This is a genomic window from Dokdonia sp. 4H-3-7-5 (assembly GCF_000212355.1).
Lineage (GTDB): Bacteria > Bacteroidota > Bacteroidia > Flavobacteriales > Flavobacteriaceae > Dokdonia.
Window position 1 is genome coordinate 1,390,469 of record NC_015496.1, and the last position, 13,718, is coordinate 1,404,186.

At 36.8% G+C, this 13,718-nt stretch carries 14 protein-coding genes; all 14 read left to right on the forward strand.

Translation table 11 applies throughout. The features are described from left to right. Positions 1-49 precede the first annotated feature (49 nt). The 14 genes from KRODI_RS06085 (at position 50) to KRODI_RS06150 (ending at position 13,685) form a co-directional block, all read left to right on the forward strand. The gene (locus KRODI_RS06085; protein WP_013750709.1) at positions 50-1,519 is read left to right on the forward strand and encodes a DUF5687 family protein; all 1,470 of its coding nucleotides are present in this window, start codon (positions 50-52) and stop codon (positions 1,517-1,519) included. Positions 1,520-1,527: 8 nt separating this feature from the next. After that, positions 1,528-2,244: an ABC transporter ATP-binding protein gene (locus KRODI_RS06090; RefSeq protein WP_013750710.1), complete on the forward strand. Its 717-nt coding sequence runs from the start codon at positions 1,528-1,530 to the stop codon at positions 2,242-2,244. Between the two features lie 331 nt (positions 2,245-2,575). Beyond that, positions 2,576-5,119: a tetratricopeptide repeat protein gene (locus KRODI_RS06095; RefSeq protein ID WP_013750711.1), complete on the forward strand. Its 2,544-nt coding sequence runs from the start codon at positions 2,576-2,578 to the stop codon at positions 5,117-5,119. Between the two features lie 18 nt (positions 5,120-5,137). After that, complete coding sequence (locus tag KRODI_RS06100) at positions 5,138-5,542, forward strand: polymer-forming cytoskeletal protein (protein ID WP_013750712.1); 405 nt, start codon at positions 5,138-5,140, stop codon at positions 5,540-5,542. Continuing rightward, the gene (locus KRODI_RS06105) at positions 5,511-5,726 is read left to right on the forward strand and encodes an AtpZ/AtpI family protein (RefSeq protein ID WP_013750713.1); all 216 of its coding nucleotides are present in this window, start codon (positions 5,511-5,513) and stop codon (positions 5,724-5,726) included. Before KRODI_RS06100 ends, KRODI_RS06105 begins: the two co-directional genes overlap by 32 nt. A gap of 2 nt (positions 5,727-5,728) precedes the next feature. Beyond that, positions 5,729-6,121, forward strand: coding sequence for a DUF6168 family protein (locus tag KRODI_RS15805; RefSeq protein WP_013750714.1), 393 nt, complete (start codon positions 5,729-5,731; stop codon positions 6,119-6,121). A 92-nt stretch (positions 6,122-6,213) separates the two neighbouring features. Further along, positions 6,214-7,404, forward strand: a complete 1,191-nt coding sequence (atpB, locus tag KRODI_RS06115; RefSeq protein ID WP_013750715.1) for a F0F1 ATP synthase subunit A — start codon at positions 6,214-6,216, stop codon at positions 7,402-7,404. 40 nt (positions 7,405-7,444) lie between these two features. Further along, positions 7,445-7,669: an ATP synthase F0 subunit C gene (gene atpE / locus KRODI_RS06120; RefSeq protein WP_013750716.1), complete on the forward strand. Its 225-nt coding sequence runs from the start codon at positions 7,445-7,447 to the stop codon at positions 7,667-7,669. Positions 7,670-7,766: 97 nt separating this feature from the next. Further along, positions 7,767-8,267, forward strand: coding sequence for a F0F1 ATP synthase subunit B (locus tag KRODI_RS06125; RefSeq protein WP_013750717.1), 501 nt, complete (start codon positions 7,767-7,769; stop codon positions 8,265-8,267). A 22-nt stretch (positions 8,268-8,289) separates the two neighbouring features. Next, the gene (atpH, locus tag KRODI_RS06130; protein ID WP_013750718.1) at positions 8,290-8,826 is read left to right on the forward strand and encodes an ATP synthase F1 subunit delta; all 537 of its coding nucleotides are present in this window, start codon (positions 8,290-8,292) and stop codon (positions 8,824-8,826) included. Between the two features lie 62 nt (positions 8,827-8,888). After that, on the forward strand, positions 8,889-10,466 hold the full coding sequence (atpA, locus tag KRODI_RS06135; RefSeq protein ID WP_013750719.1) for a F0F1 ATP synthase subunit alpha: 1,578 nt from the start codon (positions 8,889-8,891) through the stop codon (positions 10,464-10,466). A 124-nt stretch (positions 10,467-10,590) separates the two neighbouring features. Next, on the forward strand, positions 10,591-11,454 hold the full coding sequence (atpG, locus tag KRODI_RS06140) for an ATP synthase F1 subunit gamma (RefSeq protein WP_013750720.1): 864 nt from the start codon (positions 10,591-10,593) through the stop codon (positions 11,452-11,454). Between the two features lie 189 nt (positions 11,455-11,643). After that, a complete protein-coding gene (locus KRODI_RS06145; RefSeq protein ID WP_013750721.1) occupies positions 11,644-12,174 on the forward strand; it encodes a hypothetical protein in 531 nt (176 codons plus the stop codon). 47 nt (positions 12,175-12,221) lie between these two features. Beyond that, positions 12,222-13,685, forward strand: coding sequence for a lipopolysaccharide biosynthesis protein (locus KRODI_RS06150; protein WP_041295640.1), 1,464 nt, complete (start codon positions 12,222-12,224; stop codon positions 13,683-13,685). The last annotated feature ends 33 nt before the right edge of the window (positions 13,686-13,718 follow it).

Below are 13,718 nucleotides of genomic sequence, written 5' to 3' on the forward strand. Positions count from 1 at the left end.
ACATTATCGAGAGTTTAAATACCTATACCTCGCTAAATAACCTGTAATTATGGTAAAACAATTTATAAGTCTAGAGTGGAAGGCTTTTTTTAGAAGTGCTTCTTTTCAAACCAACCTCGCTCTCAAGATCTTGATGATTTTTGGGGTTTTGATGATGATATTGTACTTAGGAGGTGCAGGTGTAGGACTCTATTTCCTTCTTGAGAAAATGGATCTCGAACCATTTACTACGGTAAATATGTTTATGATTTATTATGTAGTAGGTGATCTTATTATACGATACATGGGTCAGAAAATGCCAGTAGTAAATATCAAGCCGCTGTTACTACTGCCTTTTAAGAAAACCAAAATTGTGAAATTTGCACTAGGGAAGACGGTACTTTCTTTCTGGAACTGGATGCATGCATTTTTCTTTATTCCATTCTCTATTGTATTAATTACACAAGGCTTCAATCCGCTGGGAGTATTGGTATGGCACATTGCAATGTTCTGTTTTATATATGCAAATAACTTTATCAATGTCTTTTTGAATGATAAGTTGTGGTTAGTAATAGGTATGGGAGCACTTTTTGCACTTCTAGGTGCTGCTCAGTATTATGAATATTTTGATATTACTGCTTTCACTCAGCCATTCTTTCAAGGGTTGTATGAAACTAAGTGGACGGTTATTTTCCCCATAGCACTACTTGCTGTGGTTGCAACCATCGCTTTTAAATATTTCTTAGCACGATTATACCTTGATGCAGGGCTGGCAAAAAAGGTGAGTGAAGCAAGCGGTGGAGATTTAGAATGGTTAGACCGTTTTGGGAAACAATCTACATTTCTCAAAAATGACATTAGACTCATAATGAGAAATAAACGCTCTAAGACTACGGTCTTTATGAGTATGATGTTTTTGTTTTATGGATTGTTGTTTTTTGGAGATGCTATAGAGGTTTATAGTGGTCCGTTCTGGATGATGTTTGCGGCAGTGTTTGTGTCAGGAGGGTTTTTGTTCAGTTTTGGTCAGTTTGTTCCATCATGGGATAGTGCTTACTATCCGCTCATGATGACGCAAAATATCGCTTATAAAGAGTATTTAAAATCAAAGTGGTTACTAGTGGTAATTGCCACCCTTATCTCTGCGATACTTTGTATTCCTTATGTTTATTTTGGAGTAGATGTACTACTCGCCATCATTGTAGGCGCCATTTTTAATATGGGAATTAACGCTCACTTGGTATTACTGGGTGGCGCGTTTATAAAAACGCCTATAGACTTACAGAGTGGTAAAAAAGCCTTCGGTGATAAGAGTTCTTTTAACCTTAAAACATTATTCGTGAGCTTGCCAAAAATGCTCGGCCCAATGGCGTTGTATGCTATAGGTCACTTTACAGTAGGTCCTATGCTAGGATATGCACTTGTTGCTATAGTAGGATTGATAGGTTTTGCCTTTAGGGATAAAGTGTTTAACCAGATTATTAAAATATATAAGAGCGAGAAGTATAAAACGCTTGAGGCTTACAAACAAACTAAATAACACAGATTATGATTACTATAAACAACTTATCAAAATCATATAACGGAGTAACAGTTCTCAATCTTGAAGGGTTTGAGATTCCTAGAGGTCAATCTTTTGGACTTGTGGGTAATAACGGAGCTGGTAAAACAACTCTCTTCAGCTGTTTACTAGATCTTATACAACCTAGTTCTGGGTATATAGAAAATGGAGGTGTAAAAGTACACGAAAGTGAAGACTGGAAAACACACACTGCATCTTTTATAGACGAGACTTTTCTCATAGGTTACTTAACACCAGAGGAATACTTTTACTTTATAGGAGACTTGAGAGGTGAGAATAAGGCAGATGTAGATGCGTTACTCGCAACTTTTGAAGACTTCTTTAATGATGAGATTATAGGAAAACGCAAGTATTTACGAGATCTCTCTAAGGGAAATCAGAAAAAAGTGGGTATTGTGGCTACGCTTATTGGCAAGCCTGATGTTATTATTCTTGATGAACCTTTTGCAAATCTTGATCCAACTACGCAAATAAGGCTTAAAGGAATCATCAAGCAAATGGCAATTGATAAAGAAGTAACGGTACTAGTTTCTAGTCATGACTTACAGCACGTTACAGAAGTTTGTGAGCGTATAGTTGTACTTGAAAAAGGAGAACTTGTAAAAGACATTATTACCTCACCAGCGACTCTTAAAGAGCTAGAAGCTTATTTTGCTGGTAATGAAGTAATCACAGAGGCGTAAGTTTTGGGTAAAAAAAATGGTCACAATAAAGTAACCATTTCCTAAGTTCCCCAACTTAATTGTTCAAACCTTTTAAGTGGTCTGAACTGTAAATGTACTAAAGTGCTTGCAATCAATGATGAACATAGGGTAATTTTTCTAAAAAATTTTCAAACGATTGCGTAAATATCTTTCTCAATGGTTATTTTTATTACGGAAGGCGCTTCTTACTAAATGAATGTTATTTAATTACTGATGGAAATCTTCGTTTTTTCGAAAAGAAACGTATTTTTACGAACCTCCATACTAATTACGGTAAATTACAGTTCCCTTTAGTAAAAACAAATAAGGTTTGAAATTACTCTTAAAACGTTTATTCTTTATTGGTGTTACTACACTATCTCTATCGAGTTGTTCTCGTAAGAACGATTCTTTTTTGAGCCGTAACTTCCATGCGGTTACAACAGAGTTCAATACATTGTATAATGGAAATGTAGCGCTTGAAGAAGGTAAAAATGCTCTTGTACAAACCTTCAATGATGACTACTGGGATATCTTACCTATTGAGCGTATTGCCTTTGAGGAAAACACTGCGTTAGGAGAAGAAAATAGAGATCCTAATTTTTTGCGGGCAGAGGAAAAAGCTATAAAAGCAATACAAAACCATGCTATGAAAATAGATGGAGAGGAACGCAACCCACAAATGGATGAAGCTTTCCTTTTATTAGGTAAAGCACGTTACTACGACCAGCAATTTGTCCCTGCTTTAGAGGCTTTTAATTATGTGCTAGCATATTACCCTAAAAGTAACAATATAGCACAAGCTAAGATCTGGAAAGAAAAAACAAATATCCGCCTTGAAAATAATGAGGTGGCTATTAAAAATCTTAAGCAAATCTTTAAAGTAGAAAAAAACTTAAAAGATCAAGACATTGCAGATGCTCATGCCATGCTTACACAAGCATATCTTAATCTTGGTATTCAAGATAGTGCATTTCAATATATACAAAGCGCGGCAAAGCTCACAAGAAAATCTGAAGAGCGCGGACGCTATAATTATATTTTAGGCCAATTGTATAATAGAGTAGGTGAGTATTCGCTTGCAAATGAGGCTTTTCAAGATGTTATAGATCTTAATCGTAAAATTCCACGTAAGTATTATATAAATGCGCATTTAGAGCAAATACGCAATTATGACTATAATCTAGTAGATACACTAGTTATAAGGGAACGACTTGATAAAATGGTAGGTAATCGTGAGAACAGACCCTTTTTAGATAAAATCTACTATGCAAAGGCAGATTTCTTTATGAAAACAGGGCGAGAAGACTCTGCTATTGCAAATTATAATAAGTCGTTAAGACAAAGTAGTACAGATGATTATTTGCTTTCTAGAGATTATCTAGCACTTGCAGACTATAGTTTTGAGCAAGCCGCTTATAAAATTGCAGGAGCTTATTATGATAGTGTGATAGGTAAGATAAATGATCGTAGCCGTGAGTATCGAACTATTACAAAAAAGCGTGAGAACCTTAATGATGTTATAGATTATGAAAACCTTACACAGCGCAATGACAGTATTATTGCCCTAGTTACACTTTCTGGAGATTCGCTTGCAGCTTATTTCGACAACTATATTGCTCAAATTAAAGCAAAGAAAGCGGCAGATTCTATTGCGCGCATTGATAACATACGAAATAATGAGTTTTTTAATGCTTCAAGCAGTGGCGGAAGGGCAATAGGAGGTGAGCCAGGAGAATTTTATTTCTATAATGATGTAGCTGTTTCTTATGGGAAACAGTCTTTTGAAAGAAGATGGGGAAAACGTCGTCTGGTAGACGGGTGGAGGTTATCTTCCGTGCAGGCTGTACCTCTTAACTCAAGTACGTTACCCGTTGCATTAGATAACCCGGACCTTGATGGTGACAAAGAAATGACTGCGGCAGATTATATTGCAAGCTTACCAAGAGAAAAAAAGCAGGTAGATAGTTTGTTAAAAGAGCGTGACTTTGCATACTTTCAGCTAGGGCTTATTTACAAAGAGAAGTTCAAAGAATATCCTTTGGCAGCGCAGCGATTAGAAAAATTGTTGGCTTTTAATCCAGATGAAAAATTAGTGCTTCCTGCATTATACAATCTCTACCAAGTGTATGGGGCTATGGACGCTTCCGCGAAAGCGAACATTTATAAAAATAAAATCACAGCAGAATACCCAAATTCTCGTTATGCCACTCGTATTAATAACCCAGATACGCTATTAGAGGCAGATGCAGAGTCGCCAGAAGAAGTATATAAAGAATTATATAAGAGGTTCCAATATCAAAACTTTGTAAACCTTGAGAGTGACTTAAATAAAAGAATAGATCAGTTTTATGGGAATCCATATTTGCCGAAATTTGAATTACTAAAGGCTACAGTCGCTGGTAGATATGAAGGTTATGATGCTTATAAAAAAGGGTTGAGCTATGTGGCACTTACTTACCCTCGCACAGAAGAAGGAAAAAAAGCACAAAGCTTATTGCAAAATGCGCTGCCTACCTTGAAGTTCGATCAGTTTGATGACGAGGCAATTGCAATTAACTATAAAATAGTCTACCCATTTAATAACAGTAATATTCAAGGAGCAAAGGATTTACAGAAGAAGCTTTTAGAAAGCTTTGATGAGGTGGGTTATACAGAGCTTTCAACCTCTATTGATGTTTATGATGCACAACAATCGTTTGTTGTAGTTCATTTTTTAAGTAGCCGTAGTCAGGCAGAAGGTCTAGTAGAGTTGCTTAGTACTAATAAAGATATTTTGATAACATTACCTAGTATGGTAATCGCTTCAGAGAATTATAAAATAATTCAAATGCATAAAAATCTTGATGCTTATAAAGCGCAAGATTCAAATTAACTGACTAATTTTTTACCGATGTTTTCAGACAATAAGAAAGGAAAAGGACCTGACCTCACTAACCAGCAGAACCGCATAAGCCAGGGCACAACTCTCAAAGGAGATGTTACCTCAGAAGGTGGTTTTCGTATTGATGGTGAGATACATGGTAATATTACATCACCTAATAAAATTGTTATAGGAAAAACAGGTGTGGTCATAGGAACTCTTATTTGTAATGATGCAGATGTAGAAGGTAAGATAGAAGGTAAATTAGAAATTAAAAACCTTCTTTCTATTAAAACAGCTGCTCATATTGAAGGCGAAGTAATTACGGGTAAACTGGCTGTAGAGCCAGGAGCAACCTTTAATGCATCTTGCGTTATGAAAGGAAGCGTAAAATCATTGTCAAATGGCAAAGGAAAAGAAGAACGTTCAGCTTAATAAATGGGTGAAATTTTCCACCATACCTTTCCAGATGGGTGTAACCATCTACTTAGGTAATTTATTAGGAAAGTGGCTTGATGTGCGGTATGATGCAAATTGGCTAGAGACTACAATAACATTATTATCAGTTTTTCTTTCCATTTATATAGTAATCAAAGGAGTAATACAACTTAACAAGTAGTCGTGATAAAAAAATTACTCTTGTATGTAATCATTGCTGTAATCACTTTTTTTATAAGTTACAGCTTGCATAATTACTTGCTAACGTCACTAGATAGCTCCCCTCCTTACAGCTTGAGAGATGTATATATCTTTCATGCTTCATTATCTCTATTTTTTGTTTTAACATTTGAGCTCATAAATTATTTTTTAAAAGAGTTTAAGGATCAAATAGGATTTTTATACCTAGGATCTATAGTTTTAAAAATGATGCTCTTCTTTGTAATTTTTAGAGAATTGCTGTCTACAAGCTTGCAATTAACAAAGTCAGATAAATTATCATTACTCATTCCTATTGCTATTTTCATAATTTATGAGGTGATGGTGGTTGTTAAAATGCTAAACAGAGCGGATTAATTTTGAAATAATTAAGAAATGCATTTTATTTTCAAGAAAATGAGTATTTTTGCACAAAATTTAAGGTTACGTTATTTATTGAAAATTTAAGAATGAAGGTAGCATCAAAATCAATCACACTTTTAGTATTAGTTTTTGTTCTTAGTATTCCCTTTTACGCTTTCGCGAAAGCGGATGCTGGAAAGACTGGAGAAAAAGGAAATCCAGTTAATACTAAAGAGGAGGTAAAGGCTTATATACAGCATCACTTAAAGGATTCTCACGACTTCCATTTATTCTCAACTTTTGATGATAATGGAGTAGAGCATCACTGGGGTTTCCCACTTCCTGTAATGTTATGGGGAGAAAATGGTTTTACTGCGTTTATGTCTTCTGAGTTTCATCATGATGATGAAGGACAGGTAATCGTAACTAAAGGAGAAAGCCGCTTTGTGAAAAATCACGGTCGTATCTATGAACTTGAAGCAGGAGCAACAAGTCTTGCGTATGATGAAGATCACCACGCTACAAATGCTTCAAAACCTTTTGATCTTTCCATCACAAAAAGTGTTTTTGGTATCTTACTAATAGGACTTTTAATGTTGATCTGGTTCTCTGGATTAGCAAGACAATACAAGAAAAAGAATATCCCAACAGGATTTGCACGAGTACTTGAGCCTCTAGTAATTTATGTAAGAGACGAGATCGCAAAACCGAACATTGGGGAGAGCTACAGAAAATTTACTGGATACCTTCTTACGGTATTCTTCTTTATCTGGATACTCAACCTTGTAGGGTTAATGCCATTTGGTTTTAACGTTACAGGTCAGATCGCGGTAACTGCAGCACTTGCTGTTATTACACTAGTGATTTACGTATTTAGCGGTAACAAGCATTTCTGGGGTCACATGTTATGGATGCCAGGTATACCTTACGTGTTCAGACCATTATTAGGTATTATCGAGCTTGCAGGTACATTGGTTATTAAGCCATTTTCACTGTTAGTACGTTTATTTGCAAACATCACGGCAGGTCACACGGTTGTTATGAGTCTTATTGCGGTGGGAATCTTATTGCAAGATTCACTTAGCGTTGCAGGTTCTACTATTGTGTCATTATTCTTGTCACTATTTATTATGCTTATCGAATTGCTAGTAGCATTTCTACAGGCGTATATATTCACTACATTGTCAGCTCTATTTATTGGTATGGCTGTAGCAGATGATCACCATGACGAGGAGTTACATGATGAGCATGGTGAAACGATAGAGGATACAGAAGTTATTAGAAAGAACTTCACTTAATTAAGAATTTTTATTTGTTTAATTTTTTATATACACTATTATGTCTTTAGCATTAGTACAAGAAGTAGCACCAATGATCCCAAATTTAGTGGGAGCTGGTTTAGTAGTAATTGGAGGTGGTATCGGTCTTGGTAAGATTGGTGGAGCTGCAATGGAAGGAATTGCTCGTCAGCCTGAGGCTGCTGGTAAGATCCAGACTGCGATGATTATCGTTGCTGCACTTTTAGAAGGACTTGCATTTGGTGCCCTAATTTTAGGAGCTTAATCCAAATCAACCTTAAAATTCAACTTCCTGTAACGGTTGGTTACAGGAGTTGAATTTAATTAAACAAAGAATAAAAGAACAAAGAATCACTTTTGAGATGGAACAATTATTAGAAAATTTTTCACTTGACCTGTTTGTAAAACAAACTATCCTTTTTTTACTTATCATTCTATTGATGGTGAAATTTGCTTGGAAGCCTATCATGAATGCACTTAATGAGCGTGAAGAAGGTATACAAGGAGCTCTAGATGCTGCCGAAAAGGCAAAACTAGACATGCAAAACCTTCAAGCAGATAACGAGAAGCTTTTAAAAGAAGCACGTGCAGAGCGTGAGTCTATGCTTAAAGAAGCTCGTGAGATGAAGACAAAAATGATTGATGATGCTAAAGCAGAAGCTAAGCTTGAAGCAGACAAAATGGTAGCACAAGCACAAGCAGCAATCGAAGCTGAGCGTAAGAGTGCTATTGCAGACCTTAAAGGTCAGGTTGCAGCATTATCTGTAGAGATTGCAGAAAAAGTTGTAAAGAGTGAACTTTCAAATAAAGGAAAGCAACTAGAGCTCGTAGATGAGATGCTAGGAAACGCAACTTTAAACTAATAGAATTTAAGCCGCCATCACTATGAGCAGAGCAGCAATAAGATATGCAAAAGCAGTACTAGATCTTGCAAAAGATAATGGTACTATTGAGGCAGTTTTAAATGATATGAAATCTGTTACAGCAACGCTAGAAGGAAGTAAAGGTCTTCGCAATGCTCTTAACAGTCCGATTATCAAAACAGACGATAAACGTGCAGTACTACGTCAAGTATTTACAGACGGAACAAAAGAGACTCTTGGTCTTATTGATGTTCTTGTAGATAATAAAAGAGCTAACTTGTTAGGCGGCGTAGCACAAAGTTTTATTACAGAATATAATAAAGCAAACAAAATTGAGGCTGCAACGGTAACAACCGCAGTAGCTTTAACACCAGAGCTAGAAACTAAAGTGCTAGCAAAAGTGACTGAACTTACTGGAAGTACAAACGTAACCTTAACTAATGTAATCGACGAGAGCATTATAGGAGGTTTTGTACTACGTGTAGGTGATACGCAATACAATGCGAGTATCGCTAGCCAGTTAGGCAAATTAAAAAGAGAATTTAGTAATAGTTTATAAATAAACGGCTCATCGTACGGTGAGAAAATTTTCGCGAAAGCGGACTTATAAATTTAGATCAAATGGCAGAAGTTAAACCAGCAGAAGTTTCGGCAATTTTAAAGAAACAACTTTCAGGTTTTGAAGCAACAGCTTCCCTTGACGAAGTAGGAACAGTATTGACCGTGGGTGATGGTATCGCTCGTATTTACGGACTTGCAAACGCCCAGTATGGTGAGCTTGTTGAGTTTGAAAGTGGTCTTGAAGCAATTGTTCTTAACCTTGAAGAAGATAACGTAGGGGTTGTACTCTTAGGTACTTCTTTATCTATTAAAGAAGGTGATACCGTAAAACGTACACAACGTATCGCATCTATCCAGGTAGGTGAAGGTATTACTGGACGTGTGGTAAACACATTAGGTCTTCCTATTGATGGAAAAGGACCTATTGCTGGACAAACTTATGAGATGCCACTTGAGCGTAAAGCGCCTGGTGTTGTTTTTCGTGAGCCAGTAACAGAGCCATTACAAACAGGAATCAAAGCAATTGATGCGATGATACCAGTAGGTAGAGGGCAGCGTGAGCTTGTAATTGGTGACCGTCAGACAGGTAAGTCTACTGTTTGTATTGACACTATCCTTAACCAAAAAGAATTTTACGATGCTGGTGAGCCAGTACATTGTATATATGTAGCCATCGGGCAAAAAGCTTCTACAGTTGCACTTATTGCAAATGTACTTGAGGAGGCTGGAGCAATGGCTTATACAACTATAGTTGCAGCAAACGCATCAGATCCTGCAGCAATGCAAGTGTATGCACCATTTGCAGGAGCAGCGATTGGAGAATATTTTAGAGATACAGGTCGTCCAGCATTAATCATTTATGATGATTTATCTAAGCAAGCAGTTGCATACCGTGAGGTATCATTACTACTTCGTCGTCCACCGGGACGTGAGGCATACCCTGGAGATGTATTCTTCTTACACTCTAGATTACTTGAGCGTGCTGCAAAGGTGATTAATGATGATGCTATTGCAAAAACAATGAATGACCTTCCTGATAGTCTTAAGCCTATCGTAAAAGGAGGAGGATCACTTACTGCACTTCCTATCATTGAGACGCAAGCAGGTGACGTATCTGCTTATATCCCTACAAACGTAATTTCTATTACAGACGGGCAAATCTTCTTAGATGGAGATTTATTTAACTCTGGTGTACGCCCAGCTATTAACGTAGGTATCTCGGTATCACGTGTAGGAGGTAACGCACAGATTAAATCAATGAAAAAAGTATCAGGTACTTTAAAACTGGATCAAGCAGCTTTCCGTGAATTGGAAGCGTTTGCAAAGTTTGGTTCTGATCTTGATGCTGCTACCCTTAACGTAATTGAAAAAGGAAAGCGTAACGTAGAGATACTTAAGCAAGCAGAAAATACACCGTTTACAGTAGAGGATCAAATTGCAATTATTTATGCAGGGTCTAAAAACTTACTACGTAACGTACCAGTAAATAAGGTTAAAGAATTTGAAGCAGATTATATCGAATTCTTAAACGCTAAGCATAGAGGTATCCTTGATACACTTAAATCTGGAAAACTTACAGACGAGGTTACAGATACATTAGTAGCTGTTGCAAAAGACCTATCTGCAAAGTATATCTAAGAGTATTTCGCTTTCGCGAAAAATGTAATTCAACAACTCCCGCGCGAGCGGGAGACTTGTCAAAATTAAAGACAAATCGTGATGTTCAAGATGTAATGCTTGAGACTACGGGAATTTAAAGAAGATGGCAAACTTAAAGGAAATAAGAAACAGAATTTCATCGGTATCTTCTACGATGCAGATCACTAGTGCCATGAAAATGGTATCTGCTGCAAAGTTGAAAAAGGCACAAGATGCAATTACAGCAATGCGCCCATATTCTGATAAGCTTACTGAGCTTTTACAGAACTTAAGCGCTACACTAGATGCAGATTCTGGAAGTAAACTTGCAGAAGATCGTGAGATAAAAAAGGTACTTATAGTAGCTATTTCATCAAACAGAGGTCTTGCAGGAGCTTTTAATACAAATATTATCAAAGGTGTTAATGCACGTGTTGCCGCAAAGTATGCTGGTAAAGAAGTGCACTTAGTTACATTAGGAAAAAAAGCTGATGCTATTTTAGCAAAGACTTTTAAGGTAATCGAAAATAACAATGATATTTACGATGATCTTACTTTTGATAATGTAGCCGCAATTGCAGAAGATCTAATGGCTCGTTTTGAAGCTGGTGAATACGATCGCATTGACATTATCTACAATAAATTTAAGAACGCAGCAACTCAAATTGTAACTCCAGAGCAGTTTCTACCTATTGTAGCAACCGTACAAGAGGAAGCAGCAGCAACTGCAGATTATATCTTTGAGCCTTCTAAAGAGGAAATCGTTGAAGGATTGATCCCTAAAGCTTTAAAAACGCAACTTTTTAAAGGAATTAGAGACTCTGTAGCATCAGAACACGGAGCGCGTATGACTGCCATGCACAAAGCAACAGACAACGCAACAGAGCTTAGAGATGCGCTTAAATTACAATATAACAAAGCACGTCAAGCAGCTATTACAAACGAGATTTTAGAGATCGTAGGTGGAGCAGAAGCTTTGAATAACTAGTACTGATTTAAATATCACTATTATAATTTATATAGTAAGCCCCAATCGGAAACGGTTGGGGTTTTTTTTTGCAAATCATTTTGGGGTAATAGCGCATAGACGCTGCATTTAAATGAAGTCATATCCGCAAGAATAATCTTTACTATCTTTATGGCAAGGGTTTTGAATATAAACTCAAAACAACCAATTATGAAAATGTACAAACTAGTAGCGCTTTTAAGCATAGGATTCTCCTCATTATTACTCACACAATGTAAGTCTACTGCTGTGTCAGATACTCAACAAACTATGATCCTATCTCAACCAGCTTTTGCATCAAGTCCAGCATATTATAATACGTATGTTGCTGGCATGGCTCAGGGAGGCTCGGGAATAGAGTTCTATTTAAACATAGAAGCATTAGAAGCAGATGTGGTATTAGAAAACGTATATTTTCGCGAAAGCGTAGGAAAAATTATGCGCGGTAGTGATAATTATGTCGCTCGCTTTAGAACTGACCAAGGTCCCAATCAAGATCTAGTGATGTCTGATAATGTAGAAGATGAGGCGGTAAATACTCCTCCTGTTCAAAATGACGTATTTCCATTTACATTATCACCATCTGAAGCTGGTATAACTTACCGTGATAATGGAGTGCTTAAATACGCTAAAATCGCGAAGGTTGTAGAGAAAGAAACTAAAGCCTACCCTCGTCAGAAACCACGTGGTGGTCGTAACTAGTTGCTAGTATAATTTCTGTACTTTTGGCTACTTAAATACATAATTATTTGAGTTCTCTTAAAAGCCTTTTCAAACACACCTTTGTGTATGGTCTCGCGACGGTATTACCGCGCGTTCTTACGGCTCTACTCACACGTCTCTATACTGGATATTTACCAGACAAGGAGGCCTTTGGAGAAGTGACTATCGTATTTTCTTATGTGATGATACTCAACGTGCTTCTTACGTATGGTATGGAAACAGCTTTTTTTAGATTTTTTAATGATGATAAGTATAGTGCTAAGACGCTATCTACATCCCTTATAGCCTTACTGGTTTCTACAGTTGCATTCACGATTATAGCATTTTTGGGTATTGATACGCTATCTCAAATATCCGACGTTCCTGCTACGTACTGGAGGTGGGTGATACTAATTATTGCATTTGATACGCTTACCGTAATCCCTTTTGCATACATGAGAGCGCAAAAGAAGTCGGGAACATATGCATTTATAAAATTGCTCAATGTTGTAATCTCAACAGGACTCTCTGTAATATTACTAGTATGGCTACCTGGTTTAGATGGTGTTTCTAGTTGGTTACCTTCAGATAAGATAGAGCTCGTTTTCATAGCATTTTGTTTACCAAGTGTTCTCACTTTTTTAATTGTAATCAAGCCATATTTTGTAAAGTGGTCTTTTGACGTAGGCTTGTGGAAGAAGATGGTTACGTATGGAGCACCTATATTGTTAGCAGGGCTTGCTTTTGCAATAAATGAATCTTTTGATAAGATCTTATTAGAAAAATTACTACCAGAAGATATTGCCAAAGGGGAAGTGGCTATTTATGGAGCCTGCTATAAACTATCCATTGGCATGACTTTGTTTGCTACTGCATTTAGAATAGGGATTGAACCTTTCTTTTTTAGCGAAGCAAAAAATGAAAATGCACAAGTCATGTATGCTCAGATTACAAAGGCATTCGTAGTCTTAGGCTCTATTGCATTATTTGCTTATGTGGTCCTCGTAGACGTTGTAAAAGTGATGTTGCTCGATGGAGAAGAGTACTGGGAAGGCATGTACATCGTGCCACTCATTCTCGTAGCATACCTCTTTTTTGGAATTTATCAAACGCTGTCCGTATGGTATAAAGTGACAGATAAAACTAGGTATGGTGCATACATTTCTGTTGGCGGTGCTATTCTCACTATTGTTATAAATGTAACGTTAATACCTAGAATAGGATATCTCGCGAGCGCAATTGCAACCTGCAGCGCATACGGATTAATGATGATTGTGTCGTATCTCATGGGACGCAAACATTTAGCAGTTCCTTATGATGTAAAAAATATACTTTTGTATCTAGTCATGAGTATTACATTTTCTTGTGTGTTCTTCTATGGTTTTAGAGATTATTTTGGTGTTGGGAGCTTGCCATTGTATCTTGTAGGAGTCGGTATGATTGTAGTACTAATAGGCTTTATTAGCTTTCGCGAAAAAGAGCTTTTATTAAGATTATTGAAAAGAAAATAAAGTCAACTCTTAGTTTAATAAAAACACCGCAGC